At 48.2% G+C, this 22919-nt stretch carries 17 protein-coding genes; 8 read left to right on the top strand and 9 right to left on the bottom strand.

The window, feature by feature from the left end; translation table 11 throughout:
• Positions 1–9: 9 nt before the first annotated feature.
• From KBW69_RS09160 to KBW69_RS09145, 4 genes are all read right to left on the bottom strand, one after another.
• A complete protein-coding gene (locus tag KBW69_RS09160; protein ID WP_257280675.1) occupies positions 10–1941 on the bottom strand; it encodes a hypothetical protein in 1932 nt (643 codons plus the stop codon).
• 129 nt (positions 1942–2070) lie between these two features.
• Complete coding sequence (locus KBW69_RS09155; protein WP_257280674.1) at positions 2071–3663, bottom strand: hypothetical protein; 1593 nt, start codon at positions 3661–3663, stop codon at positions 2071–2073.
• Between the two features lie 372 nt (positions 3664–4035).
• Positions 4036–5904 carry a hypothetical protein gene (locus KBW69_RS09150; RefSeq protein WP_257280673.1) on the bottom strand — a complete coding sequence of 623 codons (1869 nt, stop codon included), beginning with the start codon at positions 5902–5904 and terminating at the stop codon, positions 4036–4038.
• A 98-nt stretch (positions 5905–6002) separates the two neighbouring features.
• On the bottom strand, positions 6003–7892 hold the full coding sequence (locus KBW69_RS09145) for a hypothetical protein (protein WP_257280672.1): 1890 nt from the start codon (positions 7890–7892) through the stop codon (positions 6003–6005).
• Between the two features lie 137 nt (positions 7893–8029).
• Here KBW69_RS09145 and KBW69_RS09140 point away from each other — a divergent pair, with 137 nt between their 5' ends.
• Complete coding sequence (locus KBW69_RS09140; protein WP_257254892.1) at positions 8030–9163, top strand: hypothetical protein; 1134 nt, start codon at positions 8030–8032, stop codon at positions 9161–9163.
• Between the two features lie 29 nt (positions 9164–9192).
• Here KBW69_RS09140 and KBW69_RS09135 read toward each other — a convergent pair whose 3' ends face one another.
• From KBW69_RS09135 to tsaD, 3 genes are read right to left on the bottom strand one after another with little or no spacing between them, the layout of a single operon-like run.
• Positions 9193–9690 (bottom strand): 2-amino-4-hydroxy-6-hydroxymethyldihydropteridine diphosphokinase, encoded by a 498-nt coding sequence (locus tag KBW69_RS09135; RefSeq protein WP_257254893.1) that lies wholly within the window; start codon positions 9688–9690, stop codon positions 9193–9195.
• Positions 9687–10052, bottom strand: a complete 366-nt coding sequence (gene folB / locus KBW69_RS09130) for a dihydroneopterin aldolase (protein WP_257254894.1) — start codon at positions 10050–10052, stop codon at positions 9687–9689. Before folB ends, KBW69_RS09135 begins: the two co-directional genes overlap by 4 nt.
• Positions 10045–11100, bottom strand: a complete 1056-nt coding sequence (tsaD, locus tag KBW69_RS09125; protein ID WP_257280671.1) for a tRNA (adenosine(37)-N6)-threonylcarbamoyltransferase complex transferase subunit TsaD — start codon at positions 11098–11100, stop codon at positions 10045–10047. The genes folB and tsaD overlap by 8 nt, the downstream gene beginning before the upstream one ends.
• A gap of 664 nt (positions 11101–11764) precedes the next feature.
• Between tsaD and rpsU the strand changes: the two genes are divergently transcribed.
• Positions 11765–11980, top strand: coding sequence for a 30S ribosomal protein S21 (gene rpsU / locus KBW69_RS09120; RefSeq protein ID WP_034839300.1), 216 nt, complete (start codon positions 11765–11767; stop codon positions 11978–11980).
• Between the two features lie 94 nt (positions 11981–12074).
• Entirely contained in the window at positions 12075–12563 is a 489-nt protein-coding gene (locus KBW69_RS23715; protein WP_373690680.1) for a GatB/YqeY domain-containing protein, read from the top strand.
• On the opposite strand, the gene KBW69_RS09110 is transcribed toward KBW69_RS23715, so the two are convergent.
• Complete coding sequence (locus tag KBW69_RS09110) at positions 12517–12675, bottom strand: hypothetical protein (RefSeq protein WP_257280669.1); 159 nt, start codon at positions 12673–12675, stop codon at positions 12517–12519. The genes KBW69_RS23715 and KBW69_RS09110 overlap by 47 nt on opposite strands.
• A gap of 176 nt (positions 12676–12851) precedes the next feature.
• Between KBW69_RS09110 and KBW69_RS09105 the strand changes: the two genes are divergently transcribed.
• From KBW69_RS09105 to KBW69_RS09085, 5 genes are all read left to right on the top strand, one after another.
• Positions 12852–13403, top strand: a complete 552-nt coding sequence (locus KBW69_RS09105) for a hypothetical protein (protein ID WP_257254897.1) — start codon at positions 12852–12854, stop codon at positions 13401–13403.
• A 322-nt stretch (positions 13404–13725) separates the two neighbouring features.
• Complete coding sequence (gene dnaG / locus KBW69_RS09100; RefSeq protein WP_257254898.1) at positions 13726–15675, top strand: DNA primase; 1950 nt, start codon at positions 13726–13728, stop codon at positions 15673–15675.
• Between the two features lie 461 nt (positions 15676–16136).
• The gene (gene rpoD, locus KBW69_RS09095) at positions 16137–17960 is read left to right on the top strand and encodes an RNA polymerase sigma factor RpoD (protein ID WP_257254899.1); all 1824 of its coding nucleotides are present in this window, start codon (positions 16137–16139) and stop codon (positions 17958–17960) included.
• Between the two features lie 266 nt (positions 17961–18226).
• Entirely contained in the window at positions 18227–19618 is a 1392-nt protein-coding gene (locus KBW69_RS09090; RefSeq protein WP_257280668.1) for a C2 family cysteine protease, read from the top strand.
• 131 nt (positions 19619–19749) lie between these two features.
• Positions 19750–21135 carry a C2 family cysteine protease gene (locus KBW69_RS09085; protein WP_257280667.1) on the top strand — a complete coding sequence of 462 codons (1386 nt, stop codon included), beginning with the start codon at positions 19750–19752 and terminating at the stop codon, positions 21133–21135.
• A 37-nt stretch (positions 21136–21172) separates the two neighbouring features.
• On the opposite strand, the gene KBW69_RS09080 is transcribed toward KBW69_RS09085, so the two are convergent.
• The gene (locus KBW69_RS09080) at positions 21173–22693 is read right to left on the bottom strand and encodes a hypothetical protein (protein WP_257254624.1); all 1521 of its coding nucleotides are present in this window, start codon (positions 22691–22693) and stop codon (positions 21173–21175) included.
• Positions 22694–22919: the final 226 nt, after the last annotated feature.

Below are 22919 nucleotides of genomic sequence, written 5' to 3'. Positions count from 1 at the left end.
AAGGATAGATCACCTTATGAGAGGATGGGTGTCAGATCCGGGACCGAGGTCATCGTTCTGAGCCGAATCAACAAGCTTGCGTTTTAAGTGTTTTCTCTTGTGCTTTGTCAGGGATCTGGAATTCTTACAGACCAGGCCACATAGCCGCTGTTGGCCATCCTCTCCGACCACGCTTACGTCACAGGTTTTTCGCTCGCCGTGGGCGCTTCTTTTGTGATCCGACAGTGCCTGAGCGTGCCTGCAGACTCTCCCACATAACCGTGGCTTGCCATCCTCCTCAACCACGGTCACGTCACAGATTTTTTGTCCGGTGTGGACTTTGCTTTTGTGACACGACAGAGCCTGAACATTCTTGCAGACAGCACCGCATGGCCGTAACTGGTCATCCTCTCCGACCACTTTTATGTCACAGTTTTTTGGCCCGCTGTGCTCTCTTCTTTTGTGATTCGTCAGTCTTCGAGCATTCTCACAGAGCTTTCCACATGGCCGGGGTTGGCCATCCCCCCCTACCCATGTTTCGTCACAGATTTTTTTTCCGGTGTGGTATCTGCTTTTGTGAACCGATAGGTCTCTGGCATTCTTGCAGACCTTCCCGCATGCCCATTGCTGGCCACCCTCTCCCATCACGATCACGTCACAGGTTTGTTGCCCGCTGTGGGCTACTCTTTTGTGATCCACGAGAATTTTGGCACATTCGCAAACTACCCCGCATGGCTGCTGCTGGCCATCCTCCCCGACCACGATCACGTCACAGGTTTTTGGCCCGCTATGATCTTTGCTTTTGTGAACTGACAGAACTAGCGCATTCTTGCAGACTTTTGCGCATGGCCGCGGCTGTTCGTCCTCATCGATCACGGTCACGTCACAGGTTTTGTGCCCGCTGTGAAGCCTTCTTTTATGATACGCCAGAGCTTTAGTATTTTTGCAAACTTCCCCGCATGGCTTCAGCTGGCCATCCTCATCGACCAGGGCCAGGTCGCAGATCCTCTGCCCGGTGTGGTCTTTTCTTTTGTGATTCAACAGGGCCTGTTGGCAATGGGCTCCCCCTCCGGAAGCAAGACAACCTGAAGGTAAAGTCTTCATTGAGTGTGTAAAACGGGTAAACGCAAAGGAAATCCTGTTTTCTTCTGGAAGACCCTGACTACTTAGACTGAGTAGCCCACTGATGATAATCAGGTCGTCAGGGGTGACAGGCAAATTCCCGGGCAATGGCACATCACTACAGGTACGTCTGGTGGGGCCAGTGTTGTAGGCGAGCCCTGCACTTTGTCCGGGTGTTGCTTCTGATGACCGGAATTGACAAACCCCATAACAGGGATGGGCGAAACAATTTAAACCTAAAGTGTGTGAGTTTTGATGAGGGTTTCTGTTATTGTCACCAGACTCAGAATACAGAAGACGGGTGAAAAAACCTACAGGGGCGCTGGCGACTGCCGGAACTTGCTGGCCTGATGATTCTGATGGAGGGTATTGTTGCGAGTTATCTCCGGAGCCAGGCACCATAGAGATGATCGCAAACGAATGACCCTGACTCGACTGTTGTTCAATCGGGCTAAATAGCGGTGAACCAAGATCCCAATAACTTTTTAAAAACCAACCAACAGCGAAAATCGCTTCTAAAGGCAGGCATGAACGAGAGGTAAAGCTAATAGAGGCATCTTTGGTGGTTAGGATCAGTTCACAAACAACCAGCAGGGGAGTGGTGTATAGCCAGTGCCATAGAATCGATTCAATGATGATCGTTTTTAGTTCGTAACCGACTGGTCTGTGTCGTTTGTCATTAAGCAGAAAATCTTTTCCTGTGCAGGCGTTTCTGTCAACAATGAATGACAAAGTACACGACAATGCACGCAGTACACACTTTATAGAGAAGCCCAGGTTTGGAAAAACTGCTTTCTGTTTATGCTCGACAATACAGCCTTCTTTCAATGGTTCAGCCATAGAGATGACAGACAGCGACAATAGCAGCAACAGCAGTGCTGCAGAGTATGAGTGTTTAATAATTCGATTCTTGCGTACTAATTTAAAGAGAAGAAGGATAGATCACCTCATGAAAGGAGGGTTGTCGGATCAAAGACTGAGGTCATTGTTCTGGTGCACATCAACAGGTTTGCGTTTTTGATGTTGTCTTTTATGGTTGGATAGGGCTTTAGCATTTTTACAGACCCTCCCGCATGGTCGCTGCTGACCATCCTCCCCGACCACGGCCTCGTCACAGGCTTGTTGCCCGGTGTGATACCACATTTTGTGATTTGACAGGGCCTGATCATTCTTGAAGATCTTCCCGCATGGTCGCTGCTGACCACCCTCCCCGACCACTGCCTTGACACAGATTCGTTGCTTGCCATGGGATTTTCTACGGTGATAACACAAGGTTATGGCATTGCTAAAGACCTTTCCGCATGGCCGTTGTTGACCATCTTCCCCGACCTTAACCACTTGACAGGTTTGTGGTCCGGTGTGGTCTCTTCTTTTGTGATCTGCCAGAACTTGAGTATTCCTGCAAACCTTTCCGCATAACTGCTGCAGGCCATCGTCCCCGACTACTGTCTCGCCACAGATTTTTTGCTCACAGTGGTACTTGCTCTTGTGAACCGACAGAGCCAGAGCATTCTTGCAGATTTTTCCACATGATCGCTGGCCATCCTTCCCGATCACGGTCACGTCACAAGTTTGTGGTCCACTGTGTTTTCTTCTTTTGTGATCCGACAGGGTCAGAGCATTCTTATAAACTGTTCCACATGGCCGCTGGTGTCCGCCTTCAACTACCATCACGTCACAAATTTGTTGGCTGCTGTGGTCTGCTCTTTTTTTATTCGAGAGAGCTTTAGCATTCTTGGAGATCTTCCTGCGTGGTTGCGTCTGGCGATCCTCCCCGACCACTTTCTCGTCATAGGTTGGCTGCTCGCTGTGGATATTTGCTTGGTCATCCAACAGTTCTTGTTGGCATTTTTTAGCTCCGAATATAATATTCTCGGGTACTGGCAGAGCTTGTAATGTATCTTTCCGGGAAAGATGCGTTTGACTCTGATCCAACAGACTAAGTGACTCAGTAATGAACTCAAAATCATTAACAGTGGAAAGCAAACCCCTGAGCATTAGTTCATCATCATTGAGTAAGCCGATAGCATCAGTTGTATAATCGATTAAGTCTGAGGCCACTCCGTTTCCATCAGAAGTATCAATTAGTATTCCGAAAATTGATTCTTCTTCGGAATGTTTAGCCTCTACAGTATCAGAAGTACCTAAGCAACCAGGACACTGTCTATTCGCCAAATGCGGGCATGAGTTTTGTTCGGGTGTTGCTCCCAATTGAGCAACGGATACTTCTGCCCTCGCCTCTGGAGTGTGGATCGTTGCATAGGGCTCTGCCAAGTGGAACTCAGCGGCACTTCTGCTATCAAATAATGGTCCGAACTGACAAACGCCACGACAAGGATGGACGAAACAATTCAGACCCAAAGTATGCAGGTGTTGTTGAGGGCCTCCATCACCGCCACCATGGCCGTAGTCAGTATTCTGAAGACTAGTGAAAGAGCCTCTGTAGTGGCTCATTGTCTCTGGGGCTTGCAGACCGGATGGTTCTGAAGGCGGGTATTGTTTTTGGCCATGTCCGGAGCCATGCATCATGGTGATGATCGCAGACGTTTGGTCTTGAGTCAACTGTACTTCCACCGGGTTAAACAGCGGTGAATCAGGGTTCCAATAACATTTTAAAAGCCAACCGACAGTGACAACCAATTCTGCAAGTAGCCATGAATAAGGGGTAGAGTCAGGCGATGAAGTTGACCCCAGATGGCCCTCTTTTTCGGAAATTTCTGACAGGTTGTCTGTTAATGTATGCCGGTTGAGCTTGGTAGAAAAATACCGGTTTGGAGAAACTGTATTATAGTCAAAGTCAACAACAAAACGGCTACCAAACAGTTGAGCCTGACAAACGACAGATAACGACTGTAGCAGAAAGAGCGATACCGCAAAGTATGAACGTTTAATAATTCTATCCTTGCATTCTAATATACAGAGAGAAAGGATAGATCATCTCATGAAAGGATGGGTCTCAGATCGGGGACTGAGGTCACTGTTCTGGTCCTGATCAACAGCCCTGCGTTTTCGATGCCTTCCTTTATGGTTCGACAAGGCTTTGGCGTTCTGGCAGACTACCCCGCATCGGTACTTGAGCCCATCCGTCCCAACCAATGTTACGTCGCAGGTTTTTTTCCCACTGTGGTATCTGCTTTTGTGATCCCGCAGAGCTTGAGCATTCCTGCAGACCTTTGCGCATCGCCGCTGTTGTCGATCCTTATCAACCACGACCAGGTCACACATTTTTTGCCCTGAGTGGTAGTTGCTTTTGTGAGATGACAGCGCTTGTAGATTCTTGCAGACCTTTCCGCATGGCCATAGCTGACCATCTTCTCCGACCATGTTCACGACGCAGGTCTGTTGCCCGCTGTGGACACTTCTTTTGTGTTCCACCAGATTGCGAGAATTTTCGCAGGCCATTCCGCATGGCCGTTGCTGACCATCCTCTCCCACTACTGTCATTTCACAGGTTTTGTGCCCGGTATGGTATCTGCTTTTGTGAGATGACAAAGATGGAGCATTCTTGAAGACCGTCCCGCATGGCCTCTGTTGGCCATCCTCGCCGACCACAGTCAGGTCACAGGTTTTTTGACTGCTGTGCTCTCTTTTTTTGTGATCCGACAGGGCATGGGAATTCATATAGATCCTGCTGCAGGGCCGCTGCTGACCATCTTCCCCGATCACAGTCACGGTACAGGTTTGTAGTCCGGTATGTGCTTTTCTTTTGTGCTCCCATAGGCCTTGTGCATGCTTGAATATCTTCCCACAGAGCCGCTGCTGGTGATCTTCTCCGACCACGGCCACGTCACAGATTTTTCCCCCACTATGGTATTTACTTTTATGAGTCGACAGGGAAGCAGCATTCTTATAAACGCTCCTGCATGTTCGCTGCTGACATTCCTTCGCCACCACTGTCAGGTTGCAGTTCGCCCGCTTGGCAGGATTCATTGTATCGGCTACAGCAGCACCTTTTGAGCCTGAGGCGTCCCCGTCTGAGACGACTCCGTCCACAGGGTTGCGACGACAGCAATATCTATCAGCCATGGAGGGGCATGAGCTTTTTTCGGATGTTACCTTTGTACATCCTGTCGAACTTTCTACGGAATTCAGCGCTCCGCTATCGGATGAGTCGAATGATGGTCGCAATTCACAAACGCCACGACAAGGATGGACGAAACAATTGAAACCCAGAGTATGTGAGTGTTGTTCAGGGCCTTCGTTACCGTCACCAGAGACCGAATGCAGAAGGCCTGTGAAATAGCCTGCAAGGTGAGTGGTTGTTTTTGGGGCTTGCCGGTTAGATGATTCTGATGGTGGATATTGTGGCTGGCCATGTCCGGAGTCAAACATCGCAGTGGTGGCCGCAAAAGGGTAATGCTGACCCGCCTGTTGTTCAATCAGACTATGCGACGGTGAATTAGGATTCCTATAGTTTTTAAAAAGCCAACCGACGATGACAACCACTTCTACGGGTAGCCACGAATAAGGGATGGCGCTTATAGAGGCATCTTTGGTGGACAGGATCAGTTCGTAAGCAACCAGTAAATGGGTGAAGTAAAGCCATTGCCACGAAATCGTTTCAATGATGGTCGTTTTTATTCCATAACTATCAGCTCTATGTCGTTTTTCTTCAGGCAGCAAAGTTAATCGTGCGTAGCCGTCTGTATCGGTAATGCCTGGCAGGTCGCCCGGCAATGTATGCAAGTCAGGTTTTGTAGAAAACCTCTGGTTTGGAAAAACTACATTCTGCTCAAGCTCGACAATAAAGGGTCGTGTCAGCGATTCGGCCTGACAGGTGACAGACAGGAATAAAAGAAGCAACAGTGGTGCCGCAGAGAGTGAATGTTTAATAATTCTATCCTTGCATTCTAATTTACAAAGAGGAAGGATAGATCACCTCATAAAAGGACGGGTGTCAGTTATTCATTCACTTTACCTCCTTTAGAACTGAGGCCATTATCCTGGTTCAGATCAAAAGGCTTGCGCTTTCGATGCATTCTTGTGTGCTCGGACAGGGCTTCCGCACTCTTGCAGACTTTCCCACATGGGTGTTGATGCCCATCCAGCCCGACCAATGTCATGTCGCAGTTTTTTTGCCCGATGTGGCTTCTTCTTTTGTGATCTGAAAGGGCTTGAGCATTCTTGCAAACCTTTCCGCATCGCTGCTGCTGGCCATCCTTATCAACCACGGTCAAGCCACACTTTTTTTCCCCTGAGTGGAAGTTGCTTTTGTGAGATGACAGAGCTAAAGCATTCTTGCAGGCCTTTCCACATGGTTGCCCATTGCCATTCCCCCCGACTACGGTAACGTCACAGATTTGTTTTCCGGTGTGGATTCTGCCTTTGTGATTCGACAGGGCCTGAGCAGTTTTGCAGACCATTCCACATTGCCGCTTCTTGCCATCCCCGCCGATCACGGTCACCTCACAGGTTTTTTCCCCGGTGTGGACTCTGCTTTTGTGAGATGACAAAGCTTGGGAACTTCTGCAGAGCTTCCCGCACGGCCTTGGCTGGCTATCCTCCCCTACTACAGTTACGTCACAGGTTTGTTGCCTGGTGTGCTCTCTTGTTTTGTGATCCGACAGAGCTTTGGCACTGATGTAGATCTTCCTGCATGGCCGCTGCTGACCGTCTTCCCCAATCACGGTCACGGCGCAGATTTGTGGTCCGGTGTGTGCTTTTCTTCTGTGATCCGACAAGCCTTGAGCATGCTTGCAGACCTTTCCGCAAGGCCTCTTCTGACCATCTTCCCCAACCACAGCCACGTCACAAATTTTTTCCCCGCTGTGGTATTTACGTTTATGAGACGACTGGGCATTAGCATACCTAAAGACTGTCGCGCATGTTCGCTGCTGACTCTCCTTCCGTACCAAAGTCAGGCAGCAGGTTGCAAGCTTTACAGAGTCAATTGTATCGGTTGCACCAGCACCTATTAAGTCTGAGGCGACCCCGTCTATGGCGATTCCGCCTTCAGAGTTGCAATGGTAGCCATGTCTTTTGGCCAAACGGGAGCATGAGCTTTGTTCGGGTATTGCTTCTTTGTGTCCTGTCGAACTTTCCACGGAATTCAGCACTCCGCTATCGGATAAGTTGGATGATGGTCGCAACTCACAAACGCCATGACAGGGATGGACAAAACAATTTAAACCCAGATTATGTGATTGTTGTTCAGGGCCTCCATTACCGTCGCCAGAGTCCGAATACAGAAGACCCGTGAAATAGCCTCTAAGGTGATTGTTGGTCTTTATGGCTTGCTGGTCAGATGATTCTGACCGCTGGCCCTGTTGTTGGTCATGTCCAGCGCCAGGCATCATAGTGGTGATTGCAAACGGGTGCCCCCCATGAGCCAAAATAGATGCTGTCTCTTGTTCAATCGGGTGAAACAGCGTTGAATCTGGGCTCCAATAGCTTTTTATAAGCCAAACGACAGTAATGACCACCTCTACCGGTAGCCGTGAATAAGGCTTGGAACGTAGAGCTGCGCCTTTGGTGGTCAGGATCAGTTTGTAACCAACCAGCAGGTGAGTGGCGTAATGCCATTGCCAGAATATCGACTCAATAAAGCTCGTTTTTATCCCGTAACTGTTAGCTCTATGTCGTTTGTTATCAAACAGCACGTCTGATCCTGAATACCCGTTTGTATTAGCAATGATTAACGGGCTGTGCGTCAATTTATGCTGGTCACACGCTATAAAAAAGTTCTGGTTTGGAAAACCTGCATCCTGCTGAAGCTCGACAATAAAGCGCTTTGTCAACGGTTTGGCCTGACAAACAACAGGCAACGACAGTAGCGGCAACATCAGTGCCATAAGGAGTGAGTGTTTAATAATTCTATCCTTGCTTTTCGGTTTACAGAAGGGAAGGATAGAACACCTGATAAAAGAGATTTCTACAACAGCATCCGAGCAGTTAAGATATTTTACTCAGCGATACAGACAGAGGTGACATGAAAATTTTTCTGGTCGGCGGTGCCGTCCGAGACAAGTTACTGAATCTTCCGGTCAAAGATCACGACTGGGTCGTGGTTGGCAGCAGCCCTGAGCAAATGACCAATAAGGGCTTTCACCCTGTTGGCCAGGACTTCCCGGTCTTCCTTCATCCTGACAGCAAAGAAGAATATGCACTGGCCCGAACCGAAAGAAAGTCGGGTCACGGTTACAGCGGCTTTGTTTTTCATACAGCCCCCGACGTCACACTGGAAGAAGACCTGATCCGCAGAGACCTGACCATTAATGCCATGGCCCAGGATGATCATGGCCATATCTATGACCCCTATGGCGGCCGAAAAGACCTGGAACACAAGCTGCTTCGCCATGTGTCCCCGGCCTTCCAGGAAGACCCCCTGCGCATTCTGCGTGTAGCACGATTTGCTGCCCGGTTCCATCATCTGGGGTTCAGGGTGGCCCCCGAGACTCTTGACTTGATGACCTCTATGGTAAAAAGAGGTGAAGCCTCCTATCTGGTTCCCGAGCGAGTCTGGCAGGAAACCACGCGCGCCCTGTCCGAGCCCGCCCCTGAAATCTTTTTTGAAGTACTCTCGAACTGCCATGCCATGAATGTAGTCATGCCGGAATGGGTTCCTCACCTGAGAGAGAATTCGACTGGCATAAGAGCACTTCGGACAGCAGCCACTCAACAAACGTCCTGTGACGTACGATTTGCAGTCACCTTTGCGCCCGAAAAAGAACTCTCCGGAGATTTACTTACTGCACTGGTTAAACGACTGAAAACACCTTCCCAGTTTGCAGAACTCGCCAGCCTGACTTTTCGGCATAGTGCTTATTTAATCGAGCACGCTGAAGACAAAACAGCAGAACAGTGGATGACTCTGTTTGAAAACACCGATGCATTCAGGCGGACAGAACGCTTCGAAGCCTTTCTGAGAGCCAGCAGCTGCATTGCCGAAACTCAAGAAAGGACACTCTCCGAAAGCGACCAGAACAGGATAAAATCCTTGCTCACTCTCTGCCTTTCGATCAATGCCAAAGAGATTGTTGCCCGGGGCTTTAAGGGCAAGGCGGTGGGTGAAGAACTAAGAAAAACGAGAGTGTTACAAATGCAGAAACAATTGGATCGTTAGAATCCTTGAGCCCCTCAAGGGGCTGATGATCAGACAGCTTCGAATTCAAGCTCAGGCAATAGGCAAGGCTGATTGCCAAGCTTAACGCCTTTTTCAAACGCCAGATTAATAGCACCGGTAAAAACACTGATTGGCCTGCCCCTTTGAAAATTCCATAACTGTTTTAGCAAGGGCCGATAGTAAACTTCCTCGATGGCGCTGACCTTCACTTCGCGGACATCCTCAACCACCTGAAGAATATCGAGATCAGCCCGGCATTTGAGGCTGCCTCTGACTCGCCCTAACCGGTCTTCTATCTGCTTGCACCAGCTGTTAATCAGGGTCGATGACGCTTCGCTCTCAAAACAGACGACAGCATTATAATAATCAGCTACTTTCTCCTTTGTCATCGCGTTACCCTCGGCAGACGTTTGAATGAGGCTGCTGACCAATAGCGTACCAAACTGCTGGCGAAGGGCCTGAATCATCTGCCAACAGTTTTTCTCGGCCTCATCATTGGAGCCTATCCCAATGTAAAAAAGTGTCATGGCTGGCGCATCTCTTCCCTGGTTCGTTCGCACCACACGGAGGCTAAAGCACCTCTCAATGCCTGCGGTTTGCGGATCAGTACACCGACCCGGCCAACATTGAAATTCGCCTGAATCAACTGAATGATCCCGCCCGCCAGAGCTTCCAGCAAAGCGTATCGGGACGTTTCGCAAAAGGCTCTGACAGCTTGACTGATAGCATCGTAATCCAGGGCATCGTCCAGGTCGTCAGAACGAAATGCCCGGGAAAAGTCAGTTTCCAGTTCTAAATCGATCATCAGAGGCTGAGGTGCTTCGTGCTCAAATTCGTAAACACCAATCACAGCACGGGTTTCCAGCTGTTCGATACGAACCTTATCCATTGTTACTGCCCTCTGACTTCAAGTTAACGGCTTCCAGTGTTTCCATATTCCAGCGTGGCATTGGGGCCACTTCAAGAAGCTCCGTCTGACCAGCAAGCAGACGCTGGCAACCGGCGTAGGCGATCATTGCGCCATTGTCTGTACAAAACTCAGCCCTGGCGTAACGAAGGCTTCCGCCTTCTTTTACTGCCATGGTTTCAAGCTGATTTCTCAACCTGCGATTGGCACTCACACCACCGGCAATCACCAGCTGTTTCAAACCGGTCTGTCTCAGAGCCCGACGGCATTTGAATGCCAGAGTATCGACCACGGCATCTTCGAATGCCCAGGCAATGTCCGCTCGATCCTGCTCGGTCAGCTCACGTTCTTTTTTGCAGGCAGCCACAGTATTGAGCGTAAAGGTTTTCAAACCACTGAAGCTGAAGTCCAGTCCGGGGCGATCGCACATCGGCCGGGGGAAACGGAAGCGTCCTTCGGCGCCCTTCTGCGCAAGATTAGAAACCCTGGGACCACCGGGATACCCCAAATCCAGCATAGCTGCCACTTTGTCAAAAGCCTCGCCGGCGGCATCATCTATAGACTCGCCCAGCAGCTGATATTGACCAATACCATCAACCCGTACCAATTGGGTATGACCACCTGACACCAGTAAGGCAAGAAAAGGGAACTCAGGCGGGTTTTCTTCCAGCATGGGAGCCAGCAAATGCCCTTCCATATGATGGACACCCACGGAAGGAACACCCAGTGCCCAAGCCATGGAACGACCTATACAGGCTCCCACCATCAGGGCACCGATCAGGCCCGGACCTTTAGTGTAGGCCACGGCATCAATCTGCTTGCGTGTGATGACGGCTTTTTCCAGCACCTGATTAATCAGAGGAAGAACCCTCTGGATATGATCTCTGGAGGCCAGTTCAGGCACAACACCACCGTACTCGGTATGCATTCCAATCTGGCTGTATAGAGCATCTGCCAGCAACCCTTTCTTACTGTCATAAAGGGCAATGCCTGATTCATCGCAGGATGTTTCAATCCCCAGCACTATCATCTTTAAAACCCACTACTGTTTTCATCAAAAGCTGTTTCCGCTATAGCAATGCCACGATCGGTGAACATCGGCCTGTCAGATATACTCAAAGATCCTGTGGATTACCTTCACCCGGACAGGTTTCCAGTCCATCAAAGTCAGCATAAATAACAACAACCCGGATAATAAAAACCAACATACAACGTCACTGCCCACTTCCTGCAGCAGGGTCTGGGATGATACTGCAAAGCAGCCTTTGCGGGAAATGCCAGGCACAGCAACCCCGGAGACTCTTCAAGGGATGAAAGCAGGTCGGGTTTTTGCATTTATTGAAAATAGTCTATAGAATTCCCACCCTTAAAAATACGCGGCTAGTCTGGACATTTTTTCAGACTTGTTTTGCGGGTCGGAATTAGCTTCTTCGCACGGCCCTTCAGGGAATCAGCCCTGCTGATCTCCGGGAAAAAGTGTGAATGCTCAACCGGTTACTCTTTATCTGGCGTGACTCATTTATTATGAAAACCGCCAGATCAGGGAATAAATCCTTGCCCGGCCAGCCTTGGTCCGGGATTAAAAGGCAAAGTTTTCTGAAGGAGAGTAGGTGGTGCCAATAGCAAATGTTGTGATGCCGGGCTGCAAACCTTTATTAATGTACTCACTATTTTTATAGGAAGGTGATCTCTGCATGCCTGCTGTTAAAGTTAAAGAAAATGAACCGTTTGATGTAGCGCTGCGCCGTTTCAAGCGCTCTTGCGAAAAGGCTGGTGTACTGGCTGAAGTACGTCGTCGTGAACACTACGAAAAGCCTACCTCCGTTCGCAAGCGCAAGGCGGCAGCAGCTGTCAAGCGTCATTTGAAAAAACTACAGCGCGAACAGCGTCGTCGCGAGCGTCTGTATTAAGACCGGATTTCCGGTTTTGATAGCTTCGACCCCCAAATTTCTGCTCGAAACTTTCTTTCGGGAAAGTGACGTGTTGAGGTAAGAACATGAGCGAATGTCAGGCCAAGGAACAACTGACTGCTGCAATGAAGGATATCATGCACTATCGCGACAGGGTTCACCTGGGTACCATTGCCCGGCTCTTATCGAGCTTAAGCGAGTCGAAGTAGACGAAAAGTCGATTGACGACATCCGTGCCCTTGCAGCACTCGACAAGATGGCCAAGCAACGCCGCGATGCCAGCAACCAGTTCGAGTCTGCAGGGCACCCCCATCGGGCTCATCAGGAAAAACCGGAACTGTCCATTATTCCGGACTTTCTGCCTTTTCGGCTCAGCACCAAAGAAATCAGCCAACTCGCCTCAGCAACCATTCGCGAAAGCGGAGCCCGGAGTACGCGCATGATTGGACTTCTTCTGCCGCAGGCCACGATATACCCAGCGACCAGATGGACCGGCTTGGTTAGCGAAAAATCATCTGGACGCCATGCTCTGCAGTCTACGGAGCATGCAATAAACATCGCAGTGCAGAGCGGCGCTGAGTAGCAATGCTACCAAAGTCCTGAACGGTACACTGTCGATCTTCACCGATATAAGCGACGGTGATTTTTGAGTTGTGAGTGCCCAAGCCGTGAAAAAGGGTGCTATCTTTACTCATCGCTGGCCTCCGATTATTCCGTTTTACCTTTTGCGGCAAAACCGTTTTTTCGGCTCTGGCAAAACCAGCCTGCGTTTCACTCAGAGGCCCTCTTACCTTTCAGTGAGAGTCGTAATGTTTATGTTCTTTTTTTCTGGAATATAGATTGATGATTCACGAATATGAGCCTGTATACGATGATCTCTACAAAAATCGCTGTTCTATCATCTTTGTTTTTTGCTTGTACTTCTTTTTCCTCTGAAGAATCTTTCATGGGAGAATGGCAAGGGCATCAGGATATTACTAACTATTTTTGCAGTATATTATTTACCTATCAATCCGATCTTGAATATTCAAATGATCAATATTTTTACGTACCTTTATCGGAGGGCATCATACTTGAAAAATATCGCTCAGGCTCTTACGGCCAATACTCTTTGGTGATTTATGATAAAGCCAATGGTAAGTTGGTTGATTTTCAGAATTACAAGTTGTGGTTTTATATAGATGCTATTAATCGTAAAGATGGAGTGAGCACAAAAAAAATGCTGTTATTAACCGGCTTGACAGATTCTAAAAAATTTGAGGACAAAGACTTGCCAACGGATATTTTGACAGCATTTTACAATTTAAATATTCAGCCTTTAACTGACGAAACTCTTTCCATTGGTATGATTGAGCATATAAAGGGAAATTTTAAAAGCTGTACAGTAACAAAAAAAATCAGACCCTTTGAGCACGAGCTTTAGTGTCCCCGCAGAGAATTAGAGCAAGAGGTCGTTCAGGAGGTCGACCTGGAGTAGCGTCTGTATTTTTTTGTACAATCGTACGGTCAAAAAAGCATACAAAGTTCACAAGACAAAATTTTCATACGTTCGATCAAGCTAATAAACTGCAGAAACGTTCAGGCAAATCCTTAACCGGACCCGTTCTGAGCAAATCCGTCATCAACGCTGGCAACAATCGCTGACAACCGCCCAGTGACGATGATAAGATCAAGTCACTGTTTCAGGTGCCGGTCTGTTTACTTCAATGGCCGACGCTCACACTTATAGGCATATATAAGCATTTATGGCCGGACGCATCCCCCAGACATTTATTGATGACCTGCTGAACCGCCTGGACATCGTAGACATTGTTGATAGCCGGGTAAAGCTTAAGAAGACTGGCAGAAACTACTCCGCCTGCTGCCCTTTCCATCAGGAGAAAACCCCCTCATTCACAGTCAGCCCTGACAAGCAGTTTTACTATTGCTTTGGCTGTGGTGCCAGTGGTAACGCCCTGGGCTTTGTCATGGATTTTGATCATCTGGACTTTCCGACAGCCGTGGATTCCCTGGCCAGCCTGGTCGGACTGGAAGTTCCCAGGGAACAACACAGTCAAAAACGCGGTCCGGATCACAGCCCGCTGTATGAACTGATGACCCAAGCTAACGCTTTTTACAACGAACAATTGATTCAGGCTTCTGATGCACCACGAGCGATCCACTACCTGAAACAGAGAGGACTGGACGGTCAAACATGCCAACGTTTCGGTATCGGCTTTGCCCCACCGGGCTGGGACAACCTTCAAAACCATCTGGCAGAGAATCAGGAGAAAGAAGACCTGCTGGTTAAGACCGGCATGCTGGTGGAAAAAGAAGAAACCAAAAGCCGTTATGACCGCTTCCGCGACCGAATCATGTTCCCTATCCATGACACCCGTGGACGAATCATCGCTTTCGGTGGTCGGGTATTGGGGGATGCCAAACCCAAATACCTCAACTCTCCCGAATCCCCTATTTTCCATAAGGGACGGGAGTTGTATGGACTTTACGAAGCCAAAAAACACAATCGTCACCTTGAACGCATTCTTGTCGTGGAAGGCTACATGGATGTTGTGGCTCTGGCTCAGCAGGGAATCAACAATGCTGTTGCCACCCTGGGCACTGCAACGACCCCGGATCACATACAGAGACTTTTTAAAACCGTATCGGAAGTCGTATTCTGCTTTGACGGCGATAGTGCAGGCAGACGAGCAGCCTGGCGCGCCCTTGAATCGACACTTCCTCATATGAAAGACGGCAATCAGGCACGCTTTCTGTTTTTACCCCAGGGAGAAGATCCTGACAGCATGGTCAGACAGGAAGGTGCCAATGCCTTTCTGGAAAGAATAAAAGCCACAGCTCTCAGCCTCGACACCTTCCTGTTCCGGGAGCTTAGTGACGGTATTGACCTTAATACCATGGACGGACGTTCACGGCTGGCCAACGATGCACAACCTCACTTGCACAAGATTCCCGACAGTTTGTTCAAACAGATGATGATGCAGAAGCTTTCAGAAATCACCGGTTTGAATACTGACACCCTGGCAAGCTACTTAAATGAAAAGAATGAACCCGAGCCTGCCGCCGACTCTGCATACGACAACCACCCTATACCTGCTGAAGCCGACTATTATCCGGAAACACATTATGAGCCTGAGGCCGTCCAAAGTTATCAACCTCAGATGCACACTTTCGAGCGCAAACCCTTTAAAAAAGATTTTAAGGAAAAGTACGAACCACCCGTTCCTGCCCCATTAAAAGTAGGTCGATCCCTTTATGCCATCCGCCACCTGCTCTGTAACCCTGAACTAGCGGCCGATGTGAAATCAATCAGTGAGCTGGAAGGCGATGAGCATCCTGATACACAACTACTCATTGCCCTGATCAAAACGCTTCAGGAACAACCTAAACTCCCAACTATCGCCCTGATTGCACAATGGCACGGCACCCAACACGGCATCCGACTTCAGGAAATTGCATCATTGGAGCTTGGACACCAACCTAACGACCAGGAATTCCACGAAGCGATAGAGCGAATCAGGGATACGGTCCGGGAGCTTGAGCACAAACAGACGACACTCTCTCTGAAACAGACTTTTTCACAGAAGAAGCCAGGTCAGATAGACTCGGCACAACGTAGCATTCTGGAAGCTCTTCTCGAAAAGCAAAAGAAAAAACTCGGTATCAAACCCACAACCACCAACACCAAAAAATAGCCTTCTGACAACCTCAAAAAACCGAGCAGTCAACGACAAACGCCTTTTTTTCAGCCCTTGTTGTAAACAAATTGTAAATTGCTTTTTATCGCTTTATTTATGGCGACGCACGTATTTTTAGGTATATACTTGGACTTCACTGTGCCATGTGGGAAGCCGTTATTAACCACACACCTGATTCTGAATCCGGTCTGAAACAGCAATGAGCGAACAAAGCATCTAACTGACTCACCTGTTGTGAGAGGGTGCTTTCACGGTAAAAAAGCCAAGGAAGGGGATCCTCACCATGTGTTGTTTTTCATGGACCGTTTTTCCGGTGCCCCGTCCACTGAACATCGTGCAGATCCACGAAAGTGTACTCTTTTACACATTATTGTGGAAAACCTCATGTTTTATGAGCTATAATTGCCTGCTTACGTTTTTTTCGTCCGGCACTCCACTTTCGCTGTTAAAGGGTTGATATGTCAGCTAACTCGCAACAACAATCCCGACTGAAAGAGCTTATCTCTCGCGGTAAGGAACAGGGATACCTGACTTACGCTGAGGTAAATGACCATCTTCCTGAAGACATCTCCGACCCTGATCAGGTTGAAGATATCATTCGCATGATCAATGACATGGGTATTACCGTCTACGAAACAGCGCCGGACGCCGATACCCTGTTGTTGTCAGAAGCCGATACCGATGAGGCTGCTGCCGAAGAAGCAGCAGCAGCTCTTGCAGCTGTTGAACAGGAAGCAGGTCGAACCACTGACCCTGTACGCATGTACATGCGTGAAATGGGCACGGTCGAGCTGCTGACTCGCGAAGGCGAAATCCAGATCGCCAAACGCATTGAAGAAGGGCTGCGTGAAGTCATGTCAGCTCTGGCCAAATTTCCTGGTTCCGTTCAGATTGTTCTGGACGAATACGATCGGATTATAGAAGAAGAAGGCCGCCTGACCGATCTGATCAGTGGCTATATCGATCCAGATTCCGAAGAACCTGTCGCCCCTCCTGCCCCCTCTGTCGAGAACATCGGAGAAGACTTCGACGATGGTGACTCTGATGAAGATGAAGATGAAGACGCTGGCGGCCTCGACCCGGAAGAAGCCAAGGAGCGCTTTGATCTCCTTCGCGCAGGCCATGAGAAGGTTCTAAGCACTCTCGAAAAGCATGACTTTGGCTCACAAGAAGCCAAAGCTGCAATGGATGAGCTGACTCTGGCCTTCATGCCCCTGAAACTGGTGCCCCGTATTTTTGACATGCTGGTTTTTCGCATCAGAAATACTCTGGACACTATTCGGGGCAATGAGCGTGCGATTATGCAATACTGCGTTCGCCGCGCGAAAATGCCTCGCAAGATTTTCCTGAGCACTTTCCCGGGCAACGAAACCAGTCTGCAATGGATTGATGACATTACTTCCGGCAGCGCTGACTATGCTAAAGCCATTAACCATTACAGGGATGAAATTGTTCGTGCTCAGAAAAAGCTGATCACCATTGAAAAGGAGTTCGGCTGCACGCTGGTCCAAATCAAGGACATCAATCGCAGAATGTCTCTGGGCGAAGCCCGTGCCCGTCGCGCCAAGAAAGAAATGGTTGAGGCTAACCTGCGTCTGGTTATTTCCATCGCCAAGAAATACACCAACCGTGGCCTGCAATTCCTCGATCTGATTCAGGAAGGCAACATCGGCCTGATGAAAGCGGTAGACAAATTCGAATACCGTCGCGGATACAAGTTCTCGACCTATGCTACCTGGTGGATTCGTCAGGCTATTACCCGCTCCATTGCGGACCAGGCCAGAACAATCCGTATTCCGGTTCACATGATTGAGACCATCAATAAGTTGAACCGTATTTCCAGACAGATGCTACAGGAGATGGGCCGTGAGCCCACTCCCGAGGAACTGGCTGTTCGGATGGAAATGCCAGAAGACAAGATACGCAAGGTACTGAAAATCTCCAAAGAGCCTATCTCCATGGAGACACCGATCGGTGACGATGAAGATTCCCATCTGGGTGACTTTATCGAAGACGCGACGATTCAGTCCCCTATCGATCGTGCTACCGGTACAGGTCTGAAAGAATCTACCCGCAACGTGCTGTCTGGCCTGACAGCTCGTGAAGCGAAGGTTCTGCGCATGCGCTTTGGTATCGACATGAACACAGACCACACTCTGGAAGAGGTGGGCAAGCAGTTCGACGTTACCCGTGAACGTATCCGTCAGATCGAAGCCAAAGCTCTGAGAAAACTGCGTCACCCAACGCGCTCGGATCACCTGAGAAGCTTCCTGGACGAGTAATATCTTCCTGCCCTCAAGTGCCAGAAAAAACCGCACTTCTCAGCTTTGAGAGTGCGGTTTTTTTATGTCTACCCATCATCATCTGATTAAAGTAAACCGCCTATCGTTGGTCGCTCTGCTAACAAGGGTGTCCATTTCACTGACCTATATATGAACTCTTAGCTGCCTCCTGCCATCTAATGTTTAACAGGTCGCGCGCAACCTCGGCCCACACCAGAGGCTTCTGCGTAATACCAACAAGGTTCTTTTCAGGGAGGTAAAACGTTATGGATCGATTACAAGCTCTGTTACTGACCAGCCTGCTCTTTTTTTCTGCACAGGTTATTGGTGGGGAATTCTCACCCGGCTACCCGGCGGCATACCGCCACTTCCCAGAGCTGGCAGGTGCACTTGATAAAGACTTTGATGGCCTGCTCTCCTACGATGAGTTAATTGAGGGCTACCATGCTCCGTATCTGAACAAAGACCTTTACCAAACCATCAGGCTGTACCTTGTTAATTTCGAGTCATGGCAAAACCCCGTCACCGCTTCATTAAGCAGGGAGAGCATTGAACTGGCTGAACTGTCGGGGCAAGTCGCAAAGTATCACTATGAACAGGACAATAGTTTCTGGGATGCCTGGCTTGCAAAACCCGAGCGGCAACCATTTGCCGACACTTATAGAAGACTTTTTCCCCACGGTCTGACCAGTATTACTCCAGACAATCTCCTGCAGGGACATTTTCCAGATTGTGTTCTGATTGCCTCGCTGGCTTCAATTGCCAGCTCTGAAACCGGAAAAAGACTGATATTCAATTACTTTCATACGCCGGTTGATGAACAGGAATTACGCATTGCTTTTCGCGGCATTCGTACTGGCGTGTTTATTCAATTCAGGGAAGTAATGCATCACTCAGACTTTGCCAAAACACGCGATGGCGGTATCTGGCTGGCTGTATTGGAAGCCGCTTACGCACATCTTTCGAAAAGGTTCATTAATAGTCGTCGACAAGATGAGTGGGCACAACGCAAATACGGTCAATACTCAGAACTGAGCGGGTTATATGAGCAGCATGCTTTAGCTGTACTAATGAGTTCAGACTCCTATTACATCAACCCGCAACTTCAAACTCAGGAACGATTGAGGGAGCAACTCAACTCTTTTGTTGATAATGAAAAAGCAGCGACTGTTTCTATTAACCCATCAGTTTCAATTCACTTGGAGTTAAGGCCGTTTGCAGGAATCAAAACCCTGCATGCCTATAGCCTGATTGGCTATGACAAAGAAAAAGATATTGTTTATATCCGTGACCCTCATGGCGAGTCTGATGCGGTTACAAATATCTATACCATTAATCGACACATTCAGCCTCTTTCCTCAAAAGATAGCGAAATATTTGAAGTCATACTCAACTATCCCGGCCTTCCTGAAAGCGGATTATCTTACGGACTGACGAAGCCTCGATTGAACAACTTCCTTAATCAAACTGTGCCGGATATGATGGACAGCGTAGCCAATGGGATAATCCCTTCCAATATTCTGGGATTCATGCCTATTTCTGAGAGAAGTGCTGCCAGTACCGGCATCATTGAAATGACCCTGGAACAGTTCATTAATACGTTTAATTTCATGCAGATTAGCCAGTGCGAACCGTACCAATGCCCAAATAAACAATAACCAAGCGGGCCAGTTGGATATGAACTATTCTTTGGACCTGCTGTTATCTAATGGTTAATTAGCCTTGCCGAAAATCTTGATCAGACCAGAAAGCATTACACAATAGCAAGCTGATTTTTACAGGGGTCAATTTGATAGATCGATTACGCACTTTATTAATGGCCTGTCTGCTCTTTTTTTCTCTCCAGGTTTTTAGTGGGGAACTTTCACCCGGCTACTCGTCAGCATATCGCTACTTTCCAGAGCTGGCGGACGCCCTTGATGAAGACTCTGATGGCCTACTCTCCTACGATGAGCTGATTAAGGGCTACCATGCTCCATATCTGAACAAAGAGCTTTACCAAACCATCAGGCTTTACCTTGTTAATTTCGAGTCATGGCAAAATCCTGTCACCGCCTCATTAAGCAGGAATAGCATTGAGCTGGCCGAACTTTCGGGGCGAGTTGCAAAGTATCACCACGAGCAAGACAACACCTTTTGGGATGCCTGGTTGGCACAACATTCGGAGCAACTGTATGTCTACCCCTATAGACGACTTTTCCCTCACGGTCTGACCAGCATCACTCCGGATAACCTCCTGCAGAAGCGTTTTCCAGATTGCACTCTGATCGCTTCGCTGGCCTCAATAGCCAGTTCTGAAACCGGAAAAAGGTTGATATTCAATTACTTCTATACCATTGATGAGCAGACATTTGGTATTCTTTTTCAAGGCATTACTACGGGCATCCTGATTCAATTCAGAGAGATTGAGCACCACCCATACTTTGCTAAAACACGGGATGGTGGTCTCTGGCTGGCTATGCTGGAAGCCGCATACGCTCAACAGTCGAAACGCTTCATTAATAGAAGACGACATGATTACAAGGCACAATACAAATATCATCTATATTCGGAACTGAAGGGAGTCTATGAAACAGATGCTTTCCCTATTCTAATGGGGTCGCATAACAACCTCATCAACCCGCAATCACTGACTCAAGAGCGACTGAAGGAACGACTCAACTCTTTTATTGATAATGAAAAAGTAGCAACTGTTTCTATCAACCCATCCTATTCAGCCCGCTTGGGGCTAAGGCCATTTTCAGGAATCAAAACCAAGCACGCCTATAGCCTGATTGGTTATGACAAAGAAAAAGATATTGTTTATATTCGCGACCCTCAAGGTAAGTCTGCTGCGGTTGAAAATATCATTACCATTATTAGACATAAACAGCATCTTTCCATAAGAGATAACGCAATATTTGAAGTCATGACGAACAAACGCGGCCGATCTGGCTACGGAGTCAGTTATACCATGACGGAGCCTAAAATAAATTACCTGCTTAATCAAGCTAATCTGGGGGTGATTGACATGGACAAGAAAATAACCTCTATTGGAAAACCCAAGTCTACTTCTGAAAGAAGCCCTGCCAATACCGGCATCATCGAAATGAGCGTAGAGCAGTTCATTAGCACGTTTAATCTCATGCAAATGAGTCAGGACGGGCCATACCAATGCCTGAATAACAACAATTGACTCCCACACCAACACAACCCTTTTGACTCGCCCGTCATTACCTGACCAGAATTTCAAAGTCCTTTGAATCAACTAAAGCGTGAGAGTCTCCGCAGGGCGTTGCAAATGACGCTTTACAGACCTTGTCCTTCCCAAAATACTTGCCGTAGGTTTCGTAACCGTTATTCTTAAAACGACAAAAATATTGCGGCACTTTGATTATTTTTTTGCCAGAGTTTGAATAGCTGTAACCGGCAATAATAGCCTTTTCTGGCAGATCACCCTCAAAAGCCTGCCAGCGAATATAACCACCAATCACAGGTCTCAGGTAAGAACCAATAGTGCCATCCTGATTAGTAGCGACGTAGCCACTTTTTCCACTGGTACCTATGTATCTACAATACTTATCAGGTCCCTCCCCTGCCAATGATCCCAAGATAAACGCTTCGTAAGGCTCTATGGGGGAGCAAAAGTATGTGTAAGCCTCAAGATTGGCCACTCCTTTGAGACCCTCTTCTGATGTCACTGTTTGCCATATAACGGGAGACCGCGTGGCTGGACGGGCTTTCTGTCGCACAGGGATAAAATGGGACATACTGCCTGCTGGATTAGCCTCAGCTGTCAGGCCTGAGCATCCATAACCGCTTCTATGACCCCCATCGCTGTACCATTGGGTTCCGGGGCTGGAATCACTTTTACACAAAGTTTCATGACGCAGACTTCCAGACAACAGCACTGTCGATGCAAAGGGTGCCGGATGCTTGATCCTTTTCCGAAATCGGTAGGTGACGCTGTCGTAAGTAACATTGATCTGATAATATTTTTTGTCAGTGACCAGAATGTCTCTGGGCAGTAGATTTTCATCCCCCAAAGAGTCCGGGAAAAGACCTGTTTCACGACTCGATAAAAGACATCCGCTGACATTATCGGGTGTATTGGCCAGCATACCAACCAGGGTGCTGGCCCTACCATTCTGCATAAACTTGACTCGACAGAATCCGGTCAGTTGGTCATCATTACAGCGGGACTCTTTGGCTAAAGGCTCTGGCAGTGGGGAAATACAATATTGTCTTGATGACCCGTAGGGATAAGCCGGATTATAGCCAGTGTTTAATGGAAATAGAGCTGGCTCTGGCTGGAGACCGCCTTCATTAGTGCCATGATTAGGGCGCAATGAGGGGTCATCAAGAAAAGTTGCCCTTGCCCAAAGATACGTCAGCTTTCTCTTAGCGTCAGCGTAGTTATCCTCACTGACATCAAAAGGAATCAGGTTGTACTGATCGTGCATCGCTTTCTGAGACGGCTCAGGAACCTCTGTGGCCTGCAATAGCGGACTGGTGCTGTTGATAACACCACCTTGACTTGATGAGGAATCCACAGAATTTCTTTTCTCAGCTTTTGACTCGCCCGACGGAGACATCGTTCCCAAAACGAGCGGAAGAAGCGTTTTATTTTTTGATTGCTTTGAATGTGAGTCCGTGGGCCCTCCGTGCCGTTGCTCACTGGCAAAAGCAATTCCGTAGTGAGTCAAAGCGATGGATAAGATCAGCGCGCTCAGAGCCCCTAAAACTTGTCTCATGCCCAAGCTCCTCGACCATAGTTACGGCAAAATCAGGTTAAAAACCTGTTCGTAACACTCGATAAGGGGGTAAGTATAGTGTTGATTTCAATGATAAATAGAATATAAATGACTTATAAAAACTTATTCTTATGAAATCTGGCTCAGAGTATGCGGGTTCAAGAATTTAGCTGTGTGGTATGGAGATAGCAAAACAGGAGCCACTGACTCCTGTTTTTTTAGAAAG

It is taken from the genome of Endozoicomonas sp. ISHI1, assembly GCF_024606225.1.
In the GTDB taxonomy this organism is placed as follows: Bacteria; Pseudomonadota; Gammaproteobacteria; order Pseudomonadales; family Endozoicomonadaceae; genus Endozoicomonas_A.
Note: the sequence above shows the minus strand (reverse complement) of the source record. Positions and strands in the feature narration are given on the sequence as shown.